This window comes from Leclercia sp. TB492 (assembly GCF_049974505.2).
GTDB lineage: Bacteria > Pseudomonadota > Gammaproteobacteria > Enterobacterales > Enterobacteriaceae > Enterobacter > Enterobacter adecarboxylatus_C.
Genome location: NZ_CM127572.1, coordinates 1,839,243 through 1,862,743, shown reverse-complemented (window position 1 = coordinate 1,862,743; position 23,501 = coordinate 1,839,243). Strand labels below are relative to the sequence as shown.

General features: G+C 58.8%; 26 protein-coding genes. 11 read left to right on the top strand and 15 right to left on the bottom strand.

The features are described from left to right. Window positions 1-23 precede the first annotated feature (23 nt). The 5 genes from chbR to osmE form a co-directional block, all read right to left on the bottom strand. Window positions 24-842: a transcriptional regulator ChbR gene (chbR, locus tag ACP4QI_RS08695; RefSeq protein WP_426494854.1), complete on the bottom strand. Its 819-nt coding sequence runs from the start codon at window positions 840-842 to the stop codon at window positions 24-26. Window positions 843-870: 28 nt separating this feature from the next. Continuing rightward, window positions 871-1,224: a PTS N,N'-diacetylchitobiose transporter subunit IIA gene (gene chbA, locus ACP4QI_RS08690; RefSeq protein ID WP_142489167.1), complete on the bottom strand. Its 354-nt coding sequence runs from the start codon at window positions 1,222-1,224 to the stop codon at window positions 871-873. A 46-nt stretch (window positions 1,225-1,270) separates the two neighbouring features. Continuing rightward, entirely contained in the window at window positions 1,271-2,629 is a 1,359-nt protein-coding gene (gene chbC / locus ACP4QI_RS08685; protein ID WP_142489166.1) for a PTS N,N'-diacetylchitobiose transporter subunit IIC, read from the bottom strand. Between the two features lie 84 nt (window positions 2,630-2,713). Beyond that, the gene (gene chbB, locus ACP4QI_RS08680) at window positions 2,714-3,031 is read right to left on the bottom strand and encodes a PTS N,N'-diacetylchitobiose transporter subunit IIB (protein ID WP_142489165.1); all 318 of its coding nucleotides are present in this window, start codon (window positions 3,029-3,031) and stop codon (window positions 2,714-2,716) included. Window positions 3,032-3,304: 273 nt separating this feature from the next. Then, window positions 3,305-3,646, bottom strand: coding sequence for an osmotically-inducible lipoprotein OsmE (osmE, locus tag ACP4QI_RS08675; protein ID WP_106993615.1), 342 nt, complete (start codon window positions 3,644-3,646; stop codon window positions 3,305-3,307). A gap of 231 nt (window positions 3,647-3,877) precedes the next feature. Here osmE and nadE point away from each other — a divergent pair, with 231 nt between their 5' ends. Next, a complete protein-coding gene (gene nadE, locus ACP4QI_RS08670; RefSeq protein ID WP_285127883.1) occupies window positions 3,878-4,705 on the top strand; it encodes an ammonia-dependent NAD(+) synthetase in 828 nt (275 codons plus the stop codon). 85 nt (window positions 4,706-4,790) lie between these two features. Beyond that, window positions 4,791-5,678, top strand: coding sequence for an excinuclease Cho (cho, locus tag ACP4QI_RS08665; RefSeq protein WP_142489163.1), 888 nt, complete (start codon window positions 4,791-4,793; stop codon window positions 5,676-5,678). On the opposite strand, the gene ves is transcribed toward cho, so the two are convergent. The 7 genes from ves to astC all read right to left on the bottom strand — a co-directional run bounded on the left by ves (window position 5,647) and on the right by astC (window position 13,350). Beyond that, window positions 5,647-6,204, bottom strand: coding sequence for an environmental stress-induced protein Ves (gene ves / locus ACP4QI_RS08660; protein ID WP_142489162.1), 558 nt, complete (start codon window positions 6,202-6,204; stop codon window positions 5,647-5,649). The two genes, cho and ves, sit on opposite strands and share 32 nt — an antisense overlap. Before the next feature lie 296 nt (window positions 6,205-6,500). Continuing rightward, the gene (gene spy, locus ACP4QI_RS08655) at window positions 6,501-6,989 is read right to left on the bottom strand and encodes an ATP-independent periplasmic protein-refolding chaperone Spy (protein ID WP_285127885.1); all 489 of its coding nucleotides are present in this window, start codon (window positions 6,987-6,989) and stop codon (window positions 6,501-6,503) included. A gap of 337 nt (window positions 6,990-7,326) precedes the next feature. Further along, on the bottom strand, window positions 7,327-8,292 hold the full coding sequence (gene astE / locus ACP4QI_RS08650; protein ID WP_426494855.1) for a succinylglutamate desuccinylase: 966 nt from the start codon (window positions 8,290-8,292) through the stop codon (window positions 7,327-7,329). A 10-nt stretch (window positions 8,293-8,302) separates the two neighbouring features. Continuing rightward, window positions 8,303-9,628: an N-succinylarginine dihydrolase gene (gene astB / locus ACP4QI_RS08645; protein ID WP_142489159.1), complete on the bottom strand. Its 1,326-nt coding sequence runs from the start codon at window positions 9,626-9,628 to the stop codon at window positions 8,303-8,305. Beyond that, on the bottom strand, window positions 9,615-11,102 hold the full coding sequence (gene astD / locus ACP4QI_RS08640) for a succinylglutamate-semialdehyde dehydrogenase (RefSeq protein ID WP_426494856.1): 1,488 nt from the start codon (window positions 11,100-11,102) through the stop codon (window positions 9,615-9,617). The genes astB and astD overlap by 14 nt, the downstream gene beginning before the upstream one ends. Next, window positions 11,099-12,133, bottom strand: coding sequence for an arginine N-succinyltransferase (astA, locus tag ACP4QI_RS08635; RefSeq protein WP_142489157.1), 1,035 nt, complete (start codon window positions 12,131-12,133; stop codon window positions 11,099-11,101). The genes astD and astA overlap by 4 nt, the downstream gene beginning before the upstream one ends. Continuing rightward, a complete protein-coding gene (gene astC / locus ACP4QI_RS08630; RefSeq protein WP_285110816.1) occupies window positions 12,130-13,350 on the bottom strand; it encodes a succinylornithine/acetylornithine transaminase in 1,221 nt (406 codons plus the stop codon). Before astC ends, astA begins: the two co-directional genes overlap by 4 nt. A 145-nt stretch (window positions 13,351-13,495) precedes the next feature. Here astC and ACP4QI_RS08625 point away from each other — a divergent pair, with 145 nt between their 5' ends. From ACP4QI_RS08625 to ACP4QI_RS08595, 7 genes are all read left to right on the top strand, one after another. Further along, on the top strand, window positions 13,496-13,747 hold the full coding sequence (locus ACP4QI_RS08625; protein WP_142489155.1) for a hypothetical protein: 252 nt from the start codon (window positions 13,496-13,498) through the stop codon (window positions 13,745-13,747). Between the two features lie 47 nt (window positions 13,748-13,794). Then, on the top strand, window positions 13,795-14,604 hold the full coding sequence (xthA, locus tag ACP4QI_RS08620) for an exodeoxyribonuclease III (RefSeq protein ID WP_426494857.1): 810 nt from the start codon (window positions 13,795-13,797) through the stop codon (window positions 14,602-14,604). Beyond that, on the top strand, window positions 14,605-15,291 hold the full coding sequence (locus ACP4QI_RS08615) for a TVP38/TMEM64 family protein (protein ID WP_426494858.1): 687 nt from the start codon (window positions 14,605-14,607) through the stop codon (window positions 15,289-15,291). 11 nt (window positions 15,292-15,302) lie between these two features. Then, window positions 15,303-16,475, top strand: a complete 1,173-nt coding sequence (locus tag ACP4QI_RS08610) for an ABC transporter substrate-binding protein (protein WP_142489152.1) — start codon at window positions 15,303-15,305, stop codon at window positions 16,473-16,475. Beyond that, the gene (locus ACP4QI_RS08605; protein WP_426494859.1) at window positions 16,448-17,983 is read left to right on the top strand and encodes an ABC transporter permease subunit; all 1,536 of its coding nucleotides are present in this window, start codon (window positions 16,448-16,450) and stop codon (window positions 17,981-17,983) included. The genes ACP4QI_RS08610 and ACP4QI_RS08605 overlap by 28 nt, the downstream gene beginning before the upstream one ends. Then, window positions 17,983-18,615 (top strand): ATP-binding cassette domain-containing protein, encoded by a 633-nt coding sequence (locus tag ACP4QI_RS08600; protein WP_285127891.1) that lies wholly within the window; start codon window positions 17,983-17,985, stop codon window positions 18,613-18,615. Before ACP4QI_RS08605 ends, ACP4QI_RS08600 begins: the two co-directional genes overlap by 1 nt. Before the next feature lie 87 nt (window positions 18,616-18,702). Then, window positions 18,703-20,010: a sulfurtransferase gene (locus ACP4QI_RS08595; protein ID WP_285127892.1), complete on the top strand. Its 1,308-nt coding sequence runs from the start codon at window positions 18,703-18,705 to the stop codon at window positions 20,008-20,010. Here the strand turns inward: ACP4QI_RS08595 and ACP4QI_RS08590 are convergent. After that, on the bottom strand, window positions 20,002-20,634 hold the full coding sequence (locus ACP4QI_RS08590) for a CDP-alcohol phosphatidyltransferase family protein (RefSeq protein WP_307762611.1): 633 nt from the start codon (window positions 20,632-20,634) through the stop codon (window positions 20,002-20,004). The genes ACP4QI_RS08595 and ACP4QI_RS08590 overlap by 9 nt on opposite strands. Next, the gene (locus ACP4QI_RS08585; protein ID WP_426494860.1) at window positions 20,627-21,199 is read right to left on the bottom strand and encodes a carboxymuconolactone decarboxylase family protein; all 573 of its coding nucleotides are present in this window, start codon (window positions 21,197-21,199) and stop codon (window positions 20,627-20,629) included. Before ACP4QI_RS08585 ends, ACP4QI_RS08590 begins: the two co-directional genes overlap by 8 nt. Before the next feature lie 69 nt (window positions 21,200-21,268). Between ACP4QI_RS08585 and ACP4QI_RS08580 the strand changes: the two genes are divergently transcribed. After that, window positions 21,269-21,685 carry a pyrimidine (deoxy)nucleoside triphosphate diphosphatase gene (locus tag ACP4QI_RS08580; RefSeq protein ID WP_231312571.1) on the top strand — a complete coding sequence of 139 codons (417 nt, stop codon included), beginning with the start codon at window positions 21,269-21,271 and terminating at the stop codon, window positions 21,683-21,685. On the opposite strand, the gene ACP4QI_RS08575 is transcribed toward ACP4QI_RS08580, so the two are convergent. Next, window positions 21,645-21,920 carry a YnjH family protein gene (locus ACP4QI_RS08575; RefSeq protein ID WP_285127895.1) on the bottom strand — a complete coding sequence of 92 codons (276 nt, stop codon included), beginning with the start codon at window positions 21,918-21,920 and terminating at the stop codon, window positions 21,645-21,647. The two genes, ACP4QI_RS08580 and ACP4QI_RS08575, sit on opposite strands and share 41 nt — an antisense overlap. A gap of 236 nt (window positions 21,921-22,156) precedes the next feature. Between ACP4QI_RS08575 and gdhA the strand changes: the two genes are divergently transcribed. After that, on the top strand, window positions 22,157-23,500 hold the full coding sequence (gene gdhA / locus ACP4QI_RS08570) for an NADP-specific glutamate dehydrogenase (protein ID WP_142489145.1): 1,344 nt from the start codon (window positions 22,157-22,159) through the stop codon (window positions 23,498-23,500). The last annotated feature ends 1 nt before the right edge of the window (window position 23,501 follow it).

The following is a 23,501-nucleotide window of genomic DNA, read 5'->3' as shown; positions in this document are numbered from 1 at the left end:
TCCGGCGGCGATCCCGCCGGACGTTAATTAATAACCGTAAGATTTTTCCGGTAGCTGTTAGGTGTAAATGAGGTCAATTTCTTAAAGTTCTTAATAAACAGACTCGGACTGCTGTAACCGGATTCGTAAGCAATATCCGTCACCGAATAATTGGTGATCTCCAGCTGTTTTCTGGCGAAATTGATCCGTATTTCATTAATAATCTGCACCGGGGTTTTCTGATAATAACGCTGGGTCGCCCGGGTCAGATATTCTTGTGATTTACCTGACAGCGCCACCATATTCTCCAGCGCATTTTCACCAAAGCGCAGTTTATCGTGCATCATTTCTACGGTGGTGCGCAGCCATTGTGGGATATCGTCCGTCGCCTGCTGCTCTTCGCGATAGTGGCGTAAGCGGTTGACGACGTAGAAGGTCACCGTTTCAATGAATTCATCGAACTCATTGTCACGAAAGTTAAGCGAGGCAATAACGGTGTCGATCCAGTTCAGGAATTCACTTTTTACATGATAAACCTGCGAAGCGACAAAGCAGAACGGCAGCAGCGGCGAATAGTGAGTTTCGAAGAAGCGTTTACTGATGCCGACGTTAAGAATACGCGTGGCGCCAAAGTCGTAAAAGCTCTGATGGTGGGACCCCATCGGGATAAAGACGAAGTCTCCACGCTCCAGCAGCACCCGCTTGCCGTTGATCTCCTGGAAATAGCGGCCAGTCAGCACAATGGTGAATTCATAGTAGTCATGCTGATGCAGACCGCTGATGCTCTCCACCTTGTTGTAGATAAACACATGAAAATTTTTACCATTGAACAGCTGCTGTTCCCGGGCGGTAGTGATTTCCATTGCGCTGACCTCCTGCTATCAGTCTGACTTACTGCATTTTCTCGTGAAGTTCGATGAGTTCCGCCACCAGCTCACGTGCCAGCATGGAGGTCATCAGATGGTCCTGGGCATGTACTAGCACCAGGCTGACCTTCATCTTACCTTCACCCTGATCGCTTTCGATCAGTTTTGTTTGCACCAGGTGCGCTTCATTCAGCGCGGTGCGGGACTGGGCCATCATCTCTTTGGCGGTATCGAAATCACCCTGCTTGGCTTTTTTCAGTGCGCCGTACGCCAGGCTACGCGCCTGACCAGAGTTGATGATAAGCCCCATCACCACTTCTTCAAGGTCGTTCTCTGCTACTTCTTCTGCTTCTGCAACAACATTTTCTAAATCAAACATCTCGGGTTCTCCTGTACTGACGCGGGTTGCCCCGCGTCATACGACATCAGAATTTCAGTGCGAGGGCGATCTCTTCTTCGCTCTCTTCTTCATCAATGGTGGTCTGAGCCTTATTGGCGATGGCGACGAACGGCATGTAGAGCAGGGTTGCCACACCAAGGTTAAATATCGCCAGCAGGAAGGCCGCTACGCTGCCGTTGGTGTTAAAGAAGGCACCCAGGCCCGCTGGCATCGTCCATGGCGCAATGTTGGTTACCGGCGGGATTATCCCCAGGTAGTAGGCGGTCAGGGTGATAGCAGCCAGCAGCGGTTGCACCAGGATGAACGGAATGAACATCACCGGGTTCATAATAATCGGCAGACCGAAGAGGATAGGCTCGTTAATCTGGAAGATGCCTGATGGCAGTGCCAGCTTCGCCACCTGACGGTGATCCGCACGACGGGAGGTGATAAAGACCGCGATGATCAGGCCCAGCGTCGCCCCGGTACCGCCCAGGAAGATATAGGAGTCGAGCATCGGTTTGGCCCACACGTGGAAGGTTTTACCCGCCGCCAGCGCCGCATCAACGGAGCCGTACTGCTGATAAAGCGCCACGTTTTCCAGCGCCCATGGGGTCATGATGCCGCTGTCCAGCGCAGCCAGCGCCAGAGAGCCGTGAACACCGAAGAACCACAGCAGGGAGGTGAAAATCACGTAAGCCCAGCCCACGACACCACCCATAGAGGCCAGCGGTGTGGAGATGGTATCCATAATGATCTGGTGGAAGTTGGTGCCCCAGTGAGAGAGCGCCCAGGCAATGGTCCCCATGATGGAGAGAATAATAAAGCCTGGGATCAGCGCCGAGAAGGAGCGGGACACCGACGCCGGCACGCTGTCAGGTAAACGAATCACCCAGTTGCGACGAATAATAAAGGTAAACATTTCCGCCACGACCAGGCCGATCACGATACCGGAAATGATGTTTGCCCCGCCCAGCCAGTTGGCCCCTACCGCGTACGCTTCACCGACGCTGTATGGGGTCACGGTCATAAAGGCAGCGACGGATAATAAACCGGCGGCCAGCGAGTCGACTTTACGCTCTTCTGCCAACGCCATCCCAATAAAGAAAGGCGCCATCAGCGACATAATACCCAGCGTACCGTTGTACACATTGCCGCCGATGGCCTTGAAACCATTTAACGTTTCAATAGTTGAGGGATCTAAACGAACACCTAATGAATAGAAAAATGAACCATCACCGAAGCTAAGAAAAACGTTGTTAATTAAAACGAACATGGCCCCGGCCAGGGTTAACGGCATTACTTTAATAAAGCCGTTTTTAATGGCGTTGACATGCGGTTGCTTTCCTATTTTAACTGCAAAAGGAAGGAGTACCTTTTCAAGCGCAGCAATAAATCTACTCATAGAAAATGCCCTTAAATGCCGCAATAATATTGCGGCGTAAGTGTGTGTGAAATTGCTCTTTGACGGGAAAAATAAAAAATTAAATTAATTAGCAGCTTTTTTAATCGCTGCTACAGCAGCTTTAAGAACACCCAAACCATCCACTTTGCCGTACAGCGCAGAGTCGATCACTTCAACTGGTTTATTCGGTAACAGACGTTGAATCTCCGGCAACATATAGGCAATTTGCGGCCCTAACAGCACCACATCCGCCTGGGTCCCTTTCTCGCCTGCCAGCGTTTCCGGGAAGGCTTCAATCACAACCGGTACTTCGTACTTCTCTGCCTGCGCGCGCATCTTTGACACCAGCAGTGACGTTGACATGCCCGCCGAGCAAAACAGATAGATATGTTTCTTTTCCATAGCAATTTCCCTCTTATATGCTCACCGCTTTCGCCGCGATATCCCCGCCTTGACCGACCGGATTTCCTCGCTGGCGTATCTGATGGATGGAGTATACGGCAACTGATTTCCCAGGGATAATTCGAAAGAGACTACAATTGTCTCTCCTTGACCTGTCGTTATGACCACCTTCACATTTTAGGTAAATAATTCGCGGTGAGAATTAAGATGTGTAGAGACGTAAAAAAACCGGCCATGCGGCCGGTTTGTCTCTTTGCTCAGGAAAAGGCGTTATCAGGCCTTAGGTGCCTGCGGATCGGTATCGTATTCCGCACAGGTCTGGTAGCCGGAGTTAATCACGTGGCCAGTATCGTCGAGGGCCACAAAGTAAGTTTCTGTTTTACCATCACGTTGACCCAGGATGTAGGTCTGGCAGGTACCGCGGGCGTGGATCATCGTCACCTCTGATGACGGCTTACCGGCAAGCTGCTGTACCTGTGCACGGCTCATCCCTTTTTTAACGTCTTTTACGACGGGCTCTTTAAACTGGTCCGTCGTACGGTCATACGCGGTACACCCTGCCAGCAAAGTCATTACAGCCGCTGCGCCTAACATTCCTGCTAAATTCTTGTTCATATTCCGTCCTCTTGTTTATCAGCGTGTTATGTAAGCCTGGAATAGAAAATCACATTTTTCAACCTTAAGCGTGACGGCAAAGTTTTTTCGGAAAATTCCTGTAAAGCACTCATAAGCTGCTAAATCGGCCTGATTCGCCCAATTCAAATGTGTGATCCTTGTCGTTTTCCGCATGACGAGTTAGCTTTAACAGAACATTCATCAGGCAAATTTGTGTAACGGAGGGGCTAAATGGCTCTGCAACAAGAAATTATCCAGGCGCTGGGTGCCAAACCCACCATCAATGCGGAAGAAGAGATCCGCCGTAGCGTCGATTTTTTGAAATCCTATTTAACCCGCTTCCCGTTTCTGAAGACGCTGGTGCTGGGCATCAGCGGCGGTCAGGACTCCACCCTCGCCGGGAAGCTCTCCCAGATGGCAATCAGCGAACTGCGCGCCGAAACGGGTAATGAATCCCTGCAGTTTATCGCGGTGCGCCTGCCCTTCGGCGTGCAGTTTGACGAGCAGGATTGCCAGGATGCCCTCGAATTCATTCAGGCGGATCGCGTCCTGACCGTAAACATTAAAGAAGCGGTGCTGGCCAGCGAAAAGGCATTGCGCGACGCGGGTATTGAGCTGAGCGACTTCGTGCGCGGCAACGAAAAGGCACGCGAGCGCATGAAAGCCCAGTACAGCATCGCCGGGATGACCAGCGGCGTGGTGGTGGGCACTGACCATGCGGCCGAAGCGCTGACCGGTTTCTTCACCAAATATGGCGACGGCGGCACCGACATTAACCCGCTGTTCCGTCTCAACAAGCGCCAGGGCAAACAGCTGCTGGCCGCGCTGGGCTGCCCGGAGCATCTTTACAAAAAAGCCCCTACCGCGGATCTGGAAGACGATCGCCCTTCCCTGCCGGATGAAGCCGCGCTGGGCGTGACCTATGAAAACATTGACGATTATCTGGAAGGCAAGACGCTGGATGAAGGCACCGCCCGCATTATTGAAGGCTGGTATCTGAAGACCGAACACAAACGTCGCCCGCCGATCACGGTATTCGACGACTTCTGGAAACAATAATTATGACGGGGCGGCATCTGCCGCCTCTTTTTTAACCACACCACAGCTGCTACACTGTATGCCTGAACAGTATCAGGAGTAAGTTGTGAGCAGGCGTCAATCGGCACCGCGGCTTGAATTCGAAGCGGCAGCTATCTATGAATATCCCGAACATCTGCGCCCTTGGCTTGAGGCACTGCCCAAGCAGCCTGGCGTCTACTTCTTCCATGGCGACAGCGACGCCATGCCCCTTTATATCGGTAAAAGCGTCAATATTCGCAGCCGGGTGCTGTCACATCTGCGTACCCCGGACGAGGCCGCCATGCTGCGCCAGTCCCGGCGTATCACCTGGATCCAGACCGCGGGTGAGCTGGGCGCTCTGCTGCTTGAGGCGCGCTTGATTAAGGAGCAGCAGCCGTTGTTCAATAAACGGCTGCGCCGCAATCGCCAGCTCTGCTCCCTGCAAATCACCGAGGGTAAACCGCAGATCGTCTACGCCCGCGAGGTCGATTTTTCACACACGCCGAATCTGTTTGGCCTCTTCGCCAACCGCCGTGCGGCGCTGCAAACCCTGCAGACGCTGGCCGATGAGCGCCAGCTCTGTTACGGCCTGCTGGGGCTGGAGTCGCTAAGCCGCGGGCGGGCCTGCTTCCGTTCCGCTCTGAAGCGCTGCGCGGGCGCGTGCTGCGGGAAAGAGAGCGTTGAGGATCATCAGCAGCGTTTAGTCGAGGGATTGCAGGCGATTGGCGTTACCTGCTGGCCGTGGGATAGCGCGGTGGCACTAAAAGAGTCGCGCCCGGACATGACCCACTACCATATCATCCATAACTGGCTCTGGCTGGGAGCGGTCGACAGTCTGGACGAGGCGGCGGACCTGCTGCGCACGCCCGCCGGTTTCGATCAGGATGGGTATAAAATTCTCTGCAAGCCCTTGCTGACCGGCAACTACGAGATCATTCCGCTCAGTGTCCCGGAAGCCAGAAAATCTCGCTGAACAGCAGGGTTCCCTCTTCCTTCAGCAGCCGCAGCGTATGGTCGCCCTCATGCCACCATGCGCCCTGATCGGCGGTGAGCAGCTTCTCCCCCAGCTGCCAGGCGCCGCTCAGCACAAACACCACCCCGCCGCGTGAGGCAAAGGTGGTGAAGGTGCGGTCCGCCACGCGCACCTTTGCCCGGCAGCGATCCCGGCGGGTCATAATATTGAAATCCATCGACATCTGTCCTTCCAGCAGCTGCGCCTTTACCGGCAGGTCGCCGGCAAAGCTGAAGGGCTGATGACGCTGCAGCGTGTGAGTAAACGCCTTTCCGCCATCCAGATGGACCTCTCCCCCCTCCAGCAGGGTGATCACCCGATCGACGCCGGGTGAGACGGAAAAGTCACCGTTACTGGCCAGGGAGGCAATACTGGCACGCCAGTTAAATTCCCGGGTTGCGGGGGGAAAACAACATATTTCGCGCGTCTCACCGGCCCCGTTGCGCCAGAGGCTGATCGGCATTTTGCGGATATCAAAGAATTCCATCACCACTCCGAATGGCGCAATACGCGCCAGAGCAACCCGCGCAGGGCGGTCGCATTTTGATTGTTATCGTTAGGTCATCACTGGGTAGTATCGGCAGATGTGCACAACGGCCTTAGCATGACGACGAAAAAATCCGTAACGTCAGAAATTTCAATCACATTCTGCAAAGCGATAACAGGAGAATACCGGGATGGCGGCGGCTGGCAAGAGGGGAGAAAAGAAAAAACCGCCGGACCTGTCCACAGCGTATTCGCTTGGGTGAACAGGACTCCGGCGGTCTTGAATGGCTGAACCGATTATTCGGCTGGTGGGGTCATTTTACCTTCCGGCGCGGAACGTTCTGTCAGACGCTTCTCAAAATTCGCATCGAACTGTTTTTTCTGTTCCGGGGTCAGGATGTTGTAAATCTTGTTCTGGGTTTCCATATGCGCCAGCATGCGGGCTTTGTTCTGCTCGGCCATCTTATCGACCTGCGCCTGGGCTTTCGCTTTATCGAAGCTGTCGCTGGCAATGATGTCATGCATTGCGCGGCGCTCTTCTACCGGCGGACGTTTCATCTGGTCACGCTGGCTTTTCATGATGTCGCGGATCTGCGTTTTCTGCGCATCCGTCAGGTTCAGGTCTTTAAACATCATGTCGTGATGCATACCCGGCTTACCTTTGTGATGCATCATTTTGTTTTCGGTCGGTGCTGCCGTCGTGGTGGCGGTATCTGCGGCGAACGCCGCGCTGGTAGCGCCCAGAGCCAGGGTAGAGGCAACAAACAGTGCAGTTAATTTACGCATAATTTTGTCCTTCCTTTCAGTTATTCTTCGGCGCTATGCCGTGTTGACGAGATTCACTTTACGGGGTTTATCGTCAATTAATCAGAGCAAGGGTAAAACAATGAAAGTGTAAAAAACAAATTATCGCCAAATATGGAGGAAATAAGGATAAAGCGTGGAGAGTTGAAACAAAAATATTCATCTGACTGATTTTAAAGAGATTGTGAAGGAGTATACCGGGAGAAAGATTAATAATAAAGCAAACAGCCAGGAATAATCTGTAATAAAACGGCAGCTAAATGAAATGGCTGGGAAAATAAACAACCCCACCGCGTTATGCTGATGGGGTCAGAGGGTTTCAGGTTATTTTTTCCAGCATCAGCCCGGCTCGTAAACCGAAGGCCACGGCAGGATTCGGGAACAGAACATACTCCGTCGGGTGGTGTACTTCATAGCGTTCCTCGCCATCCTCTGCCAGCAAACTGCCCTGGCGGAACGGGGTAAAGTTCAGGGTATGCGCCGCCATGTGCAGCACAAAAGCTTCGCTGCGGCGGGTGATCTGCTGCACCACCCGGTACTGCTGGACAGGATCAGCATGCTGCCCTGGCGCCTCGCCGCTCAGCAAGGCATACAGCGCCTGATGGGTAGTGGCAAAGCGAGTCAGATCGTTATGGCCGAACGGCAGCGCCTTGCCCAGCTCCAGGGTACAGGCCAGGGCACCAAAACGTTCGCAGCTGAAATGGGTGAAGGTGCCGCCCGGCGCCTGATGAAAGACCAGCGCCTCCAGCCCGGCATCTCCAAGCCACTGAATAAAGGCTTCATCCCAGGGCTGACTGCGCTGGGGCAGCACGCCAAAACGCTCATGATAAGAGGCGCGGATGGCAGTATGCAGATCCAGATGCCAGCGATCGTCCCCCGCCTGCTGGTAAAACCCTGTCACCAGATCCTCCAGCAGGGTCGCCCTCGCGGTCTCGTCGCAGGCCGGAAACTGCGCCCCGCGCCCGCTGAACAGACGATTGATATCGCAGGTCAGATAGCGCTTGCCGGCCCTCAGCGCCGGAGGGTTACCGTAGATGACCAGCAGGCGGCAGCGCAGCGTCAGTTCGCCGCGAAACAGCGCCCGCACCAGCAGGTCGACAATTTCCACCGGTGCGGTTTCATTGCCGTGGATCCCGGCCGAGAGCACCAGGGAGCGCGTGCTTGCGACCTCCGGCGTCAGCTCCAACACCCCGCGTGCCAGCCAGCGCCAGTGAAACGATGCCCCTCTGCCTTCGCGGTGGGGAGGCATTTCATCGGCCATCGTCAGCGCCAGAAAGTTGTCCATCACGCCTCCTTTATTGCTGGAACGGGTAGACAGACCCGAGCTGCAAAATTTGGGTCAGAGCATCCAGCGCCTCGCGTCCTTCGCGCAGCAGCTGCGGATCCACCAGGTCAGCCTGGGTCAGGCGATCGCGGTAGTAGCGGTCCACCCAGTCATTGAGGGTATTGAACAGGGTCTCGTTCATCATTACCGCCGGGTTGACCGCCCGCTGCTCCTCGGGAGTCAGTACCACGCGCAGGCGCAGACAGGCCGGGCCACCGCCGTTAGCCATGCTCTCGCGCAGATCGAATACCCGCAGCTCGCTGATAGGGTTATCCTCCGCCACCAGACCACTCAGATAACGCCAGACGCCAGGGTGATCCTGCGACTCCTGCGGCAGGACCAGCATCATGCTGCCATCGTCCCGGCTCAACAGCTGGCTGTTAAACAGATAGGTCGCGACCGCGTCCTGCACCGAGACCGCCTCAGTCGGCACTTCGATGGGCATAAAGCCGGGCACCCGCTCGCGCAGGGCCTCCAGCAGCGCGGCCTGATGCACAAACGCCTGCTCATGGCAGAACAGCACCTGGCGGTTCGATACGGCAATCACGTCGTTATGGAACACCCCCTGGTCAATCACCTGCGGGTTTTGCTGGGCAAACATCAGCTGCCCGGGGTTAACCTGGTTTAGCCGGGCAACCGCCTGGCTTGCGGCCAGGGTCTGGCGTGCCGGGTAGCGGGCCGGCGCCTCATTGCCCCCCTCTTCCCGACCGTAAACAAACAGCTGCAGGCCCGGCTCGCCGTAGTCACCGCCGAGGCGGTTATGGTTGGCCGCCCCTTCGTCACCGAACATCGCCACCTGCGGCAGCGCCGTATGAACGCTGAAACGGGATTCATCGCGAAAAAGAGCGCGCAGCACCTTTTCGGTGGTGCCGGCTTCGCTAGCGCGGTGGAATTTGTTGTTGAGGTTAGCCACCGTCAGATGCACTTTGCCGTCGAGAGTGTCCGCCGACGGCGCCACGGTCGCGGCATTGGCTACCCACATCGAGGAGGCCGAACTGGCAGCGGAGAGCAGCTGTGGCATCTGAGTGCCTGCCTTCTCCACCACCTGTTCATCGGTGCCGGTAAAACCGAGCTGGCGCAGTACGCCGACGTTAGGCCGCTCCTGAGGCGGGATCACCGCCTGGGGAAAGCCCGCATCCGCCAGCGCCTTCATCTTTAACAGCCCCTGCTTTGCCGCCAGTTGCGGGTTGGAGATCTGAAAACGGTGTTTCGTGGAGGCCTCATTGCCGAACGACAGCCCGGCATAATGGTGGGTCAGGCCTACCAGCCCGTCAAAGTTAACTTCACGCGCTTTCATGGCGCTTCTCCCGAGTAAAATCGAGGCCCGGACTCAGCTGCTCCGGCAGGACAATGGCCGGAGTTTCGAGGCTCGCCATCGGCCAGGCACAGTAATCCGCCGCATACCAGGCGCTGGCGCGGTGGTTGCCGGAGGCCCCTACGCCGCCAAAGGGCGCAGTACTGGCCGCGCCGGTGAGCGGTTTGTTCCAGTTAACGATCCCGGCGCGCGCCTCCAGCAGCAGCTGGTCGAACTTCTCGCGATCCGGGGAGATCAGCCCGCACGACAGGCCGTAGCGCGTGGTGTTAGCCATCGCGATGGCCTGGTCGAAATCGTCATAGCGCCAGACGCAGAGCAGCGGACCGAAGACCTCTTCGTCCGGTACATCGCGCACCCCGGTCATCTCAACAATGCCCGGCGTCAATAAAGAGGTGCCCGCCTTCACCAGACGCGGATCCAGCAGCGACTGGCCGCCACGGGCGACATGCTCCCGCCAGACGTGATAGACGTTTTTCGCCGCCTGTTCGGAGATCAGCCCGCCGATAAACGGCTGGTCGCTGGCATCCCACTCGCCCGGCAGTAGATGTGCACTCACCTCCACCAGACGGGCGAGGAAGGCGTCACCCTCGGCACCGCTTTTTACCAGCAGACGACGGGCGCAGGTGCAGCGCTGCCCGGCGGTGATAAAGGCCGACTGGATGGTCAGATGAACCGCGGCGTCGATGTCCGCCGGATCGTCGACGATCAGGGCATTGTTGCCGCCCATCTCGAGGGCCAGAATTTTTTCCGGCTGTCCGGCCAGCTGGCGGTGCAGCTGGTAGCCGGTGCCGGCGCTGCCGGTAAACAGCAGCCCGTCAATGTCGCCCAGCGCACTCAGCGCCTGGCCGGTTTCGCGCCCGCCCTGTACCAGATTGAGCACGCCCGGCGGCAGCCCGGCCTGCTCCCACAGTTTGACGACCGCCTCCCCGCTCCACGGCGTCAGCTCGCTCGGCTTGAAGATCACAGCGTTACCCGCCAGCAGCGCGGGCACGATATGGCCGTTCGGCAGATGGCCGGGGAAGTTATAGGGGCCGAACACCGCCAGCACGCCGTGCGGGCGGTGGCGCAGGGTGGCGGCGCCGTCGGCCATCTCGGTACGCTGCTCGCCGGTGCGGGTGTGGTAGGCCTTCACCGAAATGGCGATTTTGTTGATCATCGCGGTGATTTCGGTCGCCGCTTCCCAGCGCGGTTTGCCGGTTTCGCTGGCAATGATGCGGGTCAGCTCCTGTTTGTTGGCCTCCAGCAGGGCGGCAAATTTCTCAACGATAGCCTGACGGGCGCTGAACGGCAGCCTCGCCCAGCCCGGGAAGGCGGCGCGCGCCGCACGGCACGCCTGCTCAACCTGCGCGGCGCTGGCGTCCGCCCCCTGCCATAACACCTCCTGACCTACCGGATTGTGTTTGGTGCGTGGTTCACCTTCGCCGGTCACCCAGTCGCCGTTAATCCATAAGTTCATGCTGTTTTCTCCTCGGGGCACAGGCGCACCATGCGAATACGATCGCCGGCGCGGCATTTCAGGGCATCCAGCTGGGCTGGGGTCAGCACCAGACGTTCACAGTCAGGATCCACGCGGATCAGCGTGGCGCGGAACTGGTCATATTGTTCATTGGCCACCAGGCAGGCGGGCCACTCGCCCGGCGCAGGCTGGCCTTCGGCCACCTCTACCAGACGGCTTTTACGGATCGCCCGCACCCGGTCGATGTCGCACTCCAGCGTCGGGCCGCCGTCAAAGATGTCGACATAGTTACGGTAGCGGAACCCTTCTTTCTCCAGTACCGCGCGCGCCGGGGCGGTTTGCGGATGCACCTGGCCAATCACGGCCTGCGCTTCGGGGCTGAGGAAGTAGGTATAGATAGGATGTTTTGGCATCAGCTCGGCAATAAAGGCTTTCTGCCCGGTACCGCACAGATAGTCGGCCTTGCTGAACTCCATCGAGAAGAAGCGTTCCCCCAGGCTTTGCCAGAACGGCGAGAAGCCGGTTTCGTCGATCACGCCGCGCATCTCGGCCACCACTTTTTCATTAAAGCGGTCGCGGAAGGCTGCCATAAAGAGAAAGCGCGATTTGGAGAGCAGATAACCGTTGCCCTCCTTGCGCCATTCCGGATCGAGAAACAGCGTGCACAGCTCGCTGCTGCCGGTGTGATCGTTGCTGAGGAACAGCGTCGGCAGCGCATTGTAGACGTTCAGCTCTTTCGAAGCGTGCACCAGGGTGCCGACACGGTAGTTGTACCAGGGATCGTTCAGACCCACCGCCACCTCAATGGCGCAGATCCCGGCCACGGTGCCGCTGTCGGTATCCTCCAGCACAAACACGTAGCCCTGTTCGCCTTTCGGCAGCGTCCCTTGCCAGGTCTCCAGCGAGCGCTCAATGCGCGCCGAGAGGGTATTTTCATCAACGGGAAGCGAGGTCAACCCGCCTCCTGTCTTACCGGCAAGCTGCATGAGGGCGGATAAATCACCGCGCTCAATGGGACGGATGACCATCATGATGACACCCCGGACTTCACACGTTCACAGGCCAGCGCGAAGCGATCTAACCCGGTCTGCACTTCTTCCTCGCTGACGATCAGCGCAGGCGCGAAGCGCACCACGTTAGCCCCGGCGATCAACACCATCACGCCCGCTTTTGCCGCTTCCTGTGAGATAAGTTTAGCTTTTCCGGCGAACTCCTCCGTGAGCACGCAGCCAATCAGCAGCCCCAGACCGCGAATTTCTTTGAACAGGCCGGTTTTGGCGTTAATGGCCTGCAGGCGCTCGACAAACCACTCATGACGCTGCCTGACGCCGGTCAGCACTTCCGGGGTGTTGATGATATCCAGCACCTGACCGGCCACCGCCGACGCCAGCGGGTTACCGCCGTAGGTGGTGCCGTGGGTGCCGACGGTCATCACCCGGGCGAATTTGTCGGTGGTGAGCATTGCCCCCACCGGGAAGCCGCCGCCGAGGGCCTTGGCGGTGGAGAGCACGTCCGGGGTGACGCCGTAATGCATATAGGCATACAGCTCGCCGGTGCGGCCGACGCCGGTCTGGACTTCATCAAAAATCAGCACCGCGTTGTGGCGATCGCACAGCTCGCGCAGCCCCTGGAGGAAGGCTTTATCCGCAGGCAGCACGCCGCCCTCGCCCTGCATCGGCTCAACGATCACCGCGCAGGTGGTGTCGTCGATCAGCTCGCTGGCAGATTGCAGATCGTTATAGATCGCGTGACGGATATCCGGCGGCAGCGGCGCAAAGTCCTGGGAATAAGAGGGCTGACCGCCCGCGCTGACGGTAAAAAGGGTGCGGCCGTGGAAGGCATTTTTGAAAGCGACGATGCCGCTTTTCTGGCTGCCAAAGTTGTCGTGGGCATATTTACGCGCCAGCTTCAGCGCCGCTTCGTTAGCTTCGGCCCCGGAGTTACAGAAGAACACTTTTTCGGCGAAGGTGGCGTCGATCAGTTTTTTAGCCAGGCGCAGCGCCGGTTCGTTGGTGTACCCGTTCCCGGTATGCCAGAACTTCGCCGCCTGGTCATTCAGCGCCTGTCGAAGCGCCGGATGGGCGTGGCCCAGGGCGTTAACCGCAATGCCGCCGGCGAAGTCGATATACTCTTTGCCCTGCTGATCCCACAGGCGTGAGCCCTCTCCCCGTACCGGAATAAAAGCCGCCGGGGCGTAAACCGGCATCATCCATTCATCAAAGTTTTCACGCGTAATTGACAGAGACATAGCGACCTCATCCGGTAAATAAAAGGTTGATTAAATGTTAAATATTTTAGTGTTTGCGCTGTAAATGTAGATTGCAGCGATCGTGCCAGCCAGCGATAAAAATGCATAAACGGGATGGGTGAACGAAATATCAACAGGTTACGATATGGAGTTATTCACTGTTATTGCATATAAAGTGAATATTTTTACAACAAGCGCGGCTTTGCCGGATGAAAAACAGCTGTTTTATGCAGAAGCCAAATATAATTCTGGAATTGTGATCGCTCGCGAAATTTGTGGTCCATTTACGCGCCATCGCAGGGCATCACGCGCCAGATCGGTGCAAAAATTGCACTGTCAGTACGATCTATCGCAGAAATGGCTGGAACATACGCAGCGGCGGCAGTCAGCCCAATGAAATTCTGCTACCATCCTTGCACTATTCACCTTGCACTGGCAGCGACTATGAAATTTGTCTCTTTTAATATCAACGGCCTGCGTGCCCGTCCTCATCAACTGCAAGCCATCGTTGAGCAGCATCAGCCTGACGTTATCGGTCTGCAGGAGACAAAAGTTCACGACGATATGTTCCCTCTGGAAGAGGTGGCAAAACTGGGTTACAACGTCTTCTATCACGGCCAGAAAGGCCATTACGGCGTGGCGCTGCTCACTAAAGAGACGCCCGTCTCGGTGCGTCGCGGCTTCCCGGGGGACGGTGAAGATTCCCAGCGCCGCATCATCATGGCGGAAATTCCCTCGCCGCTGGGCAACATCACCGTGATCAATGGCTACTTCCCGCAGGGCGAGAGCCGCGACCATCCGCTGAAATTCCCGGCTAAAGAGAAGTTCTACCAGGATCTGCAGTCCTTCCTCGAAACCGAGCTGAACAAAAAGAATCCGGTGCTGATCATGGGTGACATGAACATCAGCCATACCGATCTGGATATCGGCATCGGCGAAGACAGCCGCAAACGCTGGCTCCGCGCCGGGAAGTGCTCCTTCCTGCCGGAAGAGCGCGAGTGGATGGCGCGTCTGATGGACTGGGGTCTGGTGGATACCTTCCGCCACGCCAACCCGGAGACCCAGGATCGCTTCTCGTGGTTTGATTACCGCTCGAGAGGCTTTGACGATAACCGCGGCCTGCGCATCGACCTGCTGCTGGCAAGCGCGCCGCTGGCAGAGCGCTGCATTGAAACCGGGATCGATTACGAGATCCGCAGCATGGAAAAACCGTCCGACCACGCCCCGGTATGGGCGACATTCGACGTAAAATGAATGGCGGCAAACGTCCGTAAAATCACTCTTCTGTGCGCCCTTCTGGGCGCATTTGTTGTTATTTATACGCAACTGCCTCCCGGCGTCCTGACGCTGGAAAATCTTCAGGCCCGGCATCAGGCGCTGCTGCTTTACTGCCAACAGGCACCGTTCCAGAGCGCCGCGCTCTTTTTCATTCTCTATGTGCTGGTCACCACTCTGTCGCTGCCGGGGGCTGCGCTGCTGACCCTGCTCGGCGGGGCGCTGTTTGGTCTGTGGCCGGGGATTTTGCTGGTCTCCTTCGCCGCCACGCTTGGCGCCACGCTGGCGATGCTGGTCAGCCGCTATCTGCTGCGCGACTGGGTGCAGCGCCGCTTTGCCGGGCCGATGCGCACCGTGAATGACGGGGTTGCCCGCGACGGGGCCTTTTATCTGTTTGCCCTGCGCCTGATGCCGCTGTTCCCTTTCTTTGTGGTCAACCTGCTGGCCGGGGTGACGACCCTCGGGGTACGGCGCTACTGGTGGGTCAGCCAGCTCGGGATGCTGCCCGGTGCGGTGGTTTTTCTCAATGCTGGCCACCAGTTAGGGCAGATCGCCTCGCTGCGTGATATCCTCTCGCCGGGCGTGGTTTTCGCCTTTACGCTACTGGGACTGCTGCCGCTGATTACCCGCTGGCTGTTTGCCCGCTTTTCCCGCACTTCTCCATAACAGGGGGCATTATGCGCCGTGCGCGTTTTTGCATGTTGTTAACCGGCCTGCTGATGGCAGGGCCGGCGCTGGCCGATGACGGCTGGCAGAAAACTAAAGAGGATGCCCGGGGCCAGACCGTCTGGTTTAACGCCTGGGGCGGCGATGAGGCGGTAAACCGCTATCTGGACTGGGTGAGCGGCGAGATGAAAACCCACTACGCCATTACCCTGAAGATTGTCCGTCTGGCGGATGCCGCCGACGCGGTAAAACGCATCCAGACCGAGGCCAGCGCCGGGCGTAAAACCAACGGCTCGGTCGACCTGCTGTGGGTCAACGGCGAGAACTTCCGCACCCTGAAAACCGCCGGGCTGCTGCAGACCGGATGGGCACAAAGCCTGCCCAACTGGCGCTATGTGGATACGACTAAACCGGTGACGGAAGATTTCGCCATCCCGACCGAGGGGGCTGAGTCGCCATGGGGCAGCGCCCAGCTCACTTTTATCGCCAGCCGCAAGACCCTGCCGCAACCGCTGTCGGACCCGCAGGCGCTGCTGGCGTACGCCACCCAACATCCCGGTACCGTCACCTACCCGCGCCCGCCCGACTTTACCGGCACCGCGTTTCTGGAACAGCTCCTGCTGACGCAAACCACCCTGCCGGAGGCGCTGAAGCAGCCGCCGGACAACGCCAGTTTCGCTGCGGTCACTGCCCCGCTGTGGGCGTATCTGGATAAGCTGCATCCCCATCTGTGGCGCGAGGGTAAAGATTTTCCGCCGTCACCGGCGCGGATGGATGCCCTACTGGCAAGTGGCAATTTAGGGCTATCGATCACCTTTAACCCGGCCCACGCGCGGCAAAAAGTGAACAGCAACGAGCTGCCCGCTGACAGCTACAGCTTTGGTTTTCAACAGGGGATGATCGGCAACGTGCACTTTGTGACGATCCCGGCCAATGCCTCTGCCAGCGCGGGCGCGAAGGTCGTGGCTAACTTTTTACTCTCGCCGCAGGCGCAGATCCGCAAGGCGGACCCCGCCAACTGGGGCGATCCAAGCGTGCTGGATCCACAGACCTTGCCTGCCGCTGAGGCCGCAGCGTTGCGTCAGTTTATCCCGGCAGGACTCCCGGCCACGCTCGCGGAACCGCACGCCGCCTGGGTTAACGCGCTGGAGCAGGAATGGCTGCGTCGCTACGGCACCCACTAAGCGGGCTCGCCTGGCTGCTGATGGCGGCGGTGTATCTGCCGCTGCTGCCCGCCGTTGCCCTGCTGTTACCGCCGATCTTCTCCCTGGAGAACTGGCGGGCGCTGGCAGCGGATCCTCAGCTGCCGCAGGCGCTGATCGCCACCCTGGTGTCTACCCTGATTGCCGCCGTCGGGGCGCTACTGCTGGCGCTGGCGGTGGTGGCCGCGCTGTGGCCCGGTAGCCGCTGGCGACGGCTGTGCAACCACCTACCCTGGCTGCTGGCGATCCCCCACGTGGCGTTTGCGGTCAGCGTGCTGCTGATTTTTGCCGAAGGCGGCGAGCTCTACCGCCTCTGTTCGTTCTGCTCCCCGGTGCTGGATCGCTACGGAATTGGCCTTGGCCTGACCCTTGCGATCAAGGAGAGCGCGTTTGTTCTCTGGGCGATTTACGCCTCGCTGCCAGAAAAAGATCTGGCGCAAAAAGTGACCGTGCTGCGTTCGCTGGGCTATGGCCGCTGGCAGGCGCTGCGCTGGCTGATCCTGCCCGCCATTGCCCCCGCGCTGGGGGCGGTGATGCTGGCGACGATCGCCTGGACGCTGTCAGTGGTGGATGTGGCCCTGATCCTCGGACCGGGAAACCCTCCTACCCTCGCCGTGCTGGCCTGGCAGTGGCTTTCACAGGGGGATACACAACAGCAGGCCAAAGGGATGCTGGTCTGTGCGATCCTGCTGATCATCCTGGAGCCGATCGCCGTCGCGCTGTTTCTCTGCTGGCGACGCTGGAAACGCACTATCCCGGACGTCTCCGGGGAGCGCCCGACGCCGCGCCCGCTGCGGGTGGGACGCGCCTGCGCCCTGCTGCTGCCCCTGGCGGGCCTCGTCAGCGTGGCGATCCTGGTGCTGGTGGCGGGCGATGCCCGCGTCTCCCGCGAAACGGCGGCGGTGAGCCTGTCGCTGGGTCTCTGTTCGGCGGCGCTTACGCTGGGAATGATCCTGCTCTGGCTGGAGTGGGGCCCGCAGCGCGGGGGCTTCTGGGTCTGGCTACCGCTGGCGCTCCCCACCCTGCCGCTGGTGGCCGGACAGTATCAGCTGGCGCTGCTGATGCAGCTCGACGGAGAGTGGATTGCCGTGCTGTGGGGTCATTTACTGTGGGTGCTGCCGTGGATGCTGTTGGTGATGCAGCCGGCCTGGCGCCGACTCGATCCGCGCCTGATCCTGATCGCCCGCACCCTCGGCTGGGGATCGCTTAAAATATTCTGGCTGGTCAAATGCCCGCAGATGATCCGTCCGGCGCTTACCGCCTTTGCCGTCGGATTTTCCGTCAGTATGGCGCAGTATCTGCCCACCCTGTGGCTGGGCAGCGGCCGGTACGCCACGCTGACCACCGACGCCGTGGCGCTCAGCAGCGGCGGCAGTAGCGCCGTGCTGGCGGCCCAGGCGCTGTGGCAGCTGCTGCTACCGATGCTGGTCTTTGCCGCCTGCATCCTGCTTTCCCGGCTGGTGGGCCGCTTTCGACAGGGGTTACGTTAATGCTGATGGTTAAGGATGTTTCGCTCTCGCTGCGCCAGACGACGCTGCTGCACAACGTCAGTTTCGAGGTGCCGCCTGGCGAAATACTTACCCTGATGGGCCCTTCCGGCAGCGGGAAATCATCGCTGTTTGCCTGGATGGTGGGGGCTCTGCCCGGCGATTTTCGCGCTGCCGGAGAGCTGTGGATCAATTCCCGGCGCTGCGACACCCTGCCCACCGAGCTGCGGGGGCTCGGGCTGCTGTTTCAGGATGCGTTGCTCTTCGATCACTTCAGCGTCGGGCAGAATCTGCTGCTGGCGCTCCCGGCGGCGGTCAAAGGCGAGGCGCGCATACAGCAGGTTAACGACGCGCTGGACGCCGCGGAATTGAGCGGCTTCTTTCGTCGCGATCCCGCCACGCTCTCCGGCGGCCAGCGCGCCCGGGTGAGCCTGCTCCGCGCCCTGCTGGCTCAACCCCAGGCGCTGCTGCTCGACGAGCCTTTTAGCCGTCTGGATAAAAATCTGCGCGACCAGTTTCGCCGCTGGGTGTTTGCCGAAGTGCGTGCCCGGCGGATCCCGGTAGTACAGGTGACGCACGATGACGACGATATTCCCGCGAATGGGCAGATGCTGCCGATGGCAGGCTGGCAGTGAATCCCGTGACATCCTGCGCAAACGCAACGTTTTTTGTCCGGCAGATTGCCACAATCACGTCTCATTTTTTTACGATCGGGCATTTCGATGAAACGTGTTTCTCACCTGACCGCGCTGACCGCCGCTTTAGGTCTCGCCTCTTTTTCAACCCTGGCCGCTGACATGGCGCATTCCCTGACGCTGACGAAGCTTCAGCAGCAGCAAGGTTCGATTATTGATACCCGCGCCAGCGCCTTTTACAACGGCTGGCCGCAGACCCTGAACGGCCCTTCCGGCCACGAGCCTGCCGCCCTTAATCTTTCCGCCAGCTGGCTGGGAGCGATGAACGAGACCCAGCTGAAAGCCTGGGCGTCGCAGCATCAGCTGACCCCGACCACTCCGCTTGCCTTATACGGCAGCGACAGCGATAACCAGGCCGTCCAGGCCCGGCTGAATCAGGCGGGTTTCAGCCAGGTCACGTTGCTGAGCGATGCCCTGAAAAACCCGGCGCGTCTCCAGCGCCTCGCCCACTTCGAACAGCTGGTCTACCCGCAGTGGCTGAACCAGCTCCAGCAAGGTAAGACAGTGACCGCCGCCCCTGCCGGGGAGTGGAAAGTGATTGAAGCCGCCTGGGGCGCACCTAAATTTTATCTGCTGAGCCATATTCCCGGCGCAGGCTATATCGACACCAACGAGGTGGAAAGCGAGCCGCTGTGGAACAAAGTTTCCGATGCCGATCTGAAGGCGATGCTGGCAAAACATGGGATCCGCCATGACACCACGGTGATCCTCTACGGCCGCGACGTCTATGCCGCCGCGCGCGTGGCGCAGATCATGCTGTACGCCGGGGTGAAAGATGTGCGCCTGCTGGATGGCGGCTGGAAGGCCTGGAGCGAAGCAAACCTGCCGGTCGAACGCGGGACGCCGGGCAAAGTGACGCCAGCGGCCGATTTTGGCGCGCCGATCCCCGGTCAGCCGCAGCTGATGCTGAATACCGAACAGGCCCGCGGCCTGCTGCATCGTAAGGATGCCTCTCTGGTGAGCATCCGCTCATGGCCGGAGTTTACCGGCGTGACCAGCGGCTACAGCTATATCAAGCCAAAAGGTGAGATCGCGGGCGCACGCTGGGGTCATGCCGGGAGCGACTCGACCCATATGGAAGATTTCCATAATCCGGATGGCACCATGCGCAGCGCTGAGGATATCGCCGCCATGTGGAAGCAGTGGAACATTCTGCCGGACCAGCAGGTGGCCTTTTACTGCGGCACCGGCTGGCGGGCATCAGAGACCTTCATGTATGCCCGGGCGATGGGCTGGAAAAATGTCGGCGTTTACGACGGCGGCTGGTACGAATGGAGCAGTAACCCGCAGAACCCGGTGGCAACCGGTGAACGCGGGCCAGAGAGCTCACTCTGATCCCGGCTGGCGCTGAACATCCTTCAGCGTCATATAGCCACTCCAGATGCGCGTTGCGGTGGTGAGCCAGCACAACGCGCCAAACACCCAGGCCAGCCACGCAAAGTGCGCCGGGAACAGGCAGCAAAGCACAAACAGCAGAATAGTTTCTGTTCCTTCTGTCAGCCCGCCCAGATAGTAAAACGACTTGTGGGCGTAGCCCGGATTGTCGATGTTGTGCTTCGCCGCCAGCGCCGCAAACGCCAGAAAGCTGCTGCCGGTGCCGATGAAGGCGAACAGCAGCCAGGCGGCTGGCAGCGCATTCACCACAGGATCCGCCAGGGCAAAGCCAAAGGGCACCAGAGCATAAAAGAGAAAATCGAGGGCGATATCGAGAAAGCCCCCGGCATCGGTTAGCCCGCGCCGCCGCGCCAGCGCCCCGTCCAGTCCGTCCAGCAACCGGTTCAGCAGGATCGCCACCAGCGCCGCCAGATACCAGCCCAGCGCCAGAAACGGCAGGGCCAGCACCCCGATAGCAAAGCCGATCAGCGTAATGCCGTCCGGAGCAATCCCCGGTTTATCCAGCGTCATCACCAGCCGGTTAAGCAGCGGTTTCAGGCGCGGATGGAGGTGACGGTCAAGCATCGTGTTTTTCTCCGGGCATGGCGCACAACCCTTGCGAAGGGATATCCAGCGCGGCATTGAAGCGCGCAGAGAGGTTCTGAAACGCAAGCAGCGAGGTCATCTCCGTGATCGCCTCATCGCTGAAGTGGCGGCGCAACGCCGCTTTGAGGGCATCGTCCACCACCGGCGGGGTGGCAGTAACCGCCTCGGCATAGGCCAGCGCGGCACGCTCTTCATCGCTGAATATGGGACTGTCGCGCCATGTCGCGACGGCCTGCACCTTCTTCAGACCACCGCAGCGTTCCGCAAGACGCAGCGCATTGGCATCGATGCAGAACGCGCAGTGGCACACCTGCGAGACGCGGGTCATCAGCAGCGAACGCAGCACCGGATTGAGAGGCGATTTTTTGCGCTCCAGAAAGCCGACAAACAGCGCCACCAGCCAGAACAGCCGGGGCATTCTCCCCCACCAGCGCAGCGGATTGAGCACCGCGCCATAATGTTTTTTCTGCATCCTGGCGATTGGCGTTAGACTGGCGGGGATGGATTCGATGGGTTTAACCCAGGCTGGTGGTAACTCTTTCACAGGATGCTCCCTGGTCGCTAATAAGTACGTAGATCCTAACGCTTTCTCTCTTAACCATTATTGACGACCATGCTAAAAACACTCGATGTTGTTTGCGCTATTCTCGAACGGGATGGCAAGATTTTACTGGCGCAGCGCCCGCTGCATGCGGATCAGCCCGGTCTGTGGGAGTTTGCCGGGGGCAAAGTGGAGGCCGGGGAAACGCAGCCCGAGGCCCTGGCGCGCGAGCTGCGCGAGGAGCTGGGTATCGAGGCCCGGCCCGCGCGGTATATCGCCAGCCACCAGCGGGAAGTATCCCGGCGGCTGATTAACCTGCACGCCTGGCACGTCCCGACGTTTACCGGCACGCCCGAAACGCACTACCACAGCCAGCTGGTGTGGTGCTCCCCGCGCGAGGCGCTGGGCTACGATCTCGCCCCAGCGGATATTCCTCTGCTGGAAGCCTTTATTCTCTTACACGACGCCAGACCAGCGGATTGGTGCTGATCGCCTGCGGATCCCGCTGGCACTGCAATAGTACGCCCTCGGCTTTTACCACCGATCCTTCTGAATAGTTCTGATCCTGATAGATGCAGCACTGGTTGCACGGCGGTGGACGCTGACCGCTGGAGCTGAAGATCTCCGGCGGAATATTCACATCCACCCCGGTGCCAAACCGCTGGTCGGCCTGACTGCCGGCCGCGAAAACCCCAAGCAAAACAGCCATTACAATACGCTTCATAGACGTCTCTTTCTGTTGTGTCCTGACAATGACTATAACGGTAAACCTGCCGACAAACTTTAATCCCGCCGATCATCGTTTTTTATTATGACCCGGCGCGTTTAATGAATTTAACTTGAGGGCGAAATTTAGCTTGCGTCACAAAGCCCATCGGGTGGTATAGTCGAAAAACACAACATCATGCATATATTTGTTAAAAATAAAATAATCCCAATATATTAGAGGAACTTATAGTTATGGACCAGGCTTGCTCCCTTGAATCCTTTCTAAACCGTGTTCAACAGCGCGATCCGAATCAGAGCGAATTCGCTCAGGCCGTGCGTGAAGTGATGACCACCCTCTGGCCATTTCTGGAACAAAACCCCCGCTATCGTCAGATGTCCCTGCTTGAGCGCCTGGTTGAACCAGAACGCGTGATCCAGTTCCGCGTGGTATGGGTGGACGACCGCAATCAGGTGCAGGTCAACCGCGCCTGGCGTGTCCAGTTCAGCTCCGCGATCGGCCCGTTCAAAGGCGGGATGCGTTTCCACCCGTCGGTTAACCTGTCGATCCTGAAGTTCCTCGGCTTTGAACAAACCTTTAAAAATGCCCTGACCACGCTGCCTATGGGCGGCGGCAAAGGCGGCAGCGATTTTGATCCGAAAGGCAAGAGCGAAGGCGAAGTGATGCGCTTCTGCCAGGCGCTGATGACCGAACTGTATCGTCACCTGGGCGCGGATACCGACGTACCGGCCGGGGATATCGGCGTGGGCGGGCGCGAAGTGGGCTTTATGGCCGGGATGATGAAAAAACTCTCCAACAACAGCGCCTGCGTCTTCACCGGGAAAGGTCTCTCCTTCGGCGGCAGCCTGATCCGCCCGGAAGCCACCGGTTACGGTCTGGTCTACTTTACTGAAGCGATGCTGAAGCGTCACGGTATGAGCTTCGACGGGATGCGCGTCGCGGTATCCGGCTCCGGCAACGTGGCCCAGTACGCTATCGAGAAAGCAATGGAGTTGGGCGCCCGGGTGATCACCGCCTCCGACTCCAGCGGCACCGTGGTTGATGAAGCAGGCTTCACCACAGAAAAACTGGCGCGCCTGTGCGAAATCAAAGCCAGCCGTGACGGTCGCGTGGCCGATTATGCCCGCGAATTCGGTCTGACCTACCTTGAAGGCAAACAGCCGTGGGCCGTGCCGGTTGATATCGCCCTGCCATGCGCCACCCAGAACGAACTGGATATTGATGCAGCGCACCAGCTGATCGCCAACGGCGTAAAAGCGGTTGCGGAAGGGGCTAACATGCCAACCACCATCGAAGCCACCGACCTGTTCCTGCAGGCTGGCGTGCTGTTCGCACCGGGTAAAGCGGCAAACGCCGGCGGTGTGGCAACCTCAGGTCTGGAGATGGCGCAGAACGCCGCGCGTATGGGCTGGAAAGCCGAGAAAGTGGATGCGCGTCTGCATCACATCATGCTGGATATTCACCACGCCTGCGTCGAGTACGGCGGAGAAGAGAAGCAGACCAACTATGTCCGCGGTGCGAACATTGCCGGGTTTGTGAAGGTCGCGGATGCGATGATGGGTCAGGGTGTGATCTGAT

Excerpts from the sequence above, each read along its gene's own strand:
- ACP4QI_RS08595 (WP_285127892.1), top strand. The coding sequence starts at position 18,703 with ATGAAACGTGTTTCTCACCTGACCGCGCTGACCGCCGCTTTAGGTCTC.
- ACP4QI_RS08590 (WP_307762611.1), bottom strand. The coding sequence starts at position 20,634 with ATGCTTGACCGTCACCTCCATCCGCGCCTGAAACCGCTGCTTAACCGG.
- chbC (WP_142489166.1), bottom strand. The coding sequence starts at position 2,629 with ATGAGTAGATTTATTGCTGCGCTTGAAAAGGTACTCCTTCCTTTTGCA.
- chbR (WP_426494854.1), bottom strand. The coding sequence starts at position 842 with ATGGAAATCACTACCGCCCGGGAACAGCAGCTGTTCAATGGTAAAAAT.
- ACP4QI_RS08625 (WP_142489155.1), top strand. The coding sequence starts at position 13,496 with ATGGAGTTATTCACTGTTATTGCATATAAAGTGAATATTTTTACAACA.
- ACP4QI_RS08580 (WP_231312571.1), top strand. The coding sequence starts at position 21,269 with ATGCTAAAAACACTCGATGTTGTTTGCGCTATTCTCGAACGGGATGGC.
- ACP4QI_RS08605 (WP_426494859.1), top strand. The coding sequence starts at position 16,448 with ATGGCTGCGTCGCTACGGCACCCACTAAGCGGGCTCGCCTGGCTGCTG.
- chbB (WP_142489165.1), bottom strand. The coding sequence starts at position 3,031 with ATGGAAAAGAAACATATCTATCTGTTTTGCTCGGCGGGCATGTCAACG.
- ACP4QI_RS08615 (WP_426494858.1), top strand. The coding sequence starts at position 14,605 with ATGGCGGCAAACGTCCGTAAAATCACTCTTCTGTGCGCCCTTCTGGGC.
- nadE (WP_285127883.1), top strand. The coding sequence starts at position 3,878 with ATGGCTCTGCAACAAGAAATTATCCAGGCGCTGGGTGCCAAACCCACC.
- xthA (WP_426494857.1), top strand. The coding sequence starts at position 13,795 with ATGAAATTTGTCTCTTTTAATATCAACGGCCTGCGTGCCCGTCCTCAT.
- gdhA (WP_142489145.1), top strand. The coding sequence starts at position 22,157 with ATGGACCAGGCTTGCTCCCTTGAATCCTTTCTAAACCGTGTTCAACAG.
- astB (WP_142489159.1), bottom strand. The coding sequence starts at position 9,628 with ATGAAAGCGCGTGAAGTTAACTTTGACGGGCTGGTAGGCCTGACCCAC.
- osmE (WP_106993615.1), bottom strand. The coding sequence starts at position 3,646 with ATGAACAAGAATTTAGCAGGAATGTTAGGCGCAGCGGCTGTAATGACT.
- ves (WP_142489162.1), bottom strand. The coding sequence starts at position 6,204 with ATGGAATTCTTTGATATCCGCAAAATGCCGATCAGCCTCTGGCGCAAC.
- ACP4QI_RS08575 (WP_285127895.1), bottom strand. The coding sequence starts at position 21,920 with ATGAAGCGTATTGTAATGGCTGTTTTGCTTGGGGTTTTCGCGGCCGGC.
- chbA (WP_142489167.1), bottom strand. The coding sequence starts at position 1,224 with ATGTTTGATTTAGAAAATGTTGTTGCAGAAGCAGAAGAAGTAGCAGAG.
- spy (WP_285127885.1), bottom strand. The coding sequence starts at position 6,989 with ATGCGTAAATTAACTGCACTGTTTGTTGCCTCTACCCTGGCTCTGGGC.
- ACP4QI_RS08610 (WP_142489152.1), top strand. The coding sequence starts at position 15,303 with ATGCGCCGTGCGCGTTTTTGCATGTTGTTAACCGGCCTGCTGATGGCA.
- astC (WP_285110816.1), bottom strand. The coding sequence starts at position 13,350 with ATGTCTCTGTCAATTACGCGTGAAAACTTTGATGAATGGATGATGCCG.
- astD (WP_426494856.1), bottom strand. The coding sequence starts at position 11,102 with ATGAACTTATGGATTAACGGCGACTGGGTGACCGGCGAAGGTGAACCA.
- astA (WP_142489157.1), bottom strand. The coding sequence starts at position 12,133 with ATGATGGTCATCCGTCCCATTGAGCGCGGTGATTTATCCGCCCTCATG.
- ACP4QI_RS08600 (WP_285127891.1), top strand. The coding sequence starts at position 17,983 with ATGCTGATGGTTAAGGATGTTTCGCTCTCGCTGCGCCAGACGACGCTG.
- astE (WP_426494855.1), bottom strand. The coding sequence starts at position 8,292 with ATGGACAACTTTCTGGCGCTGACGATGGCCGATGAAATGCCTCCCCAC.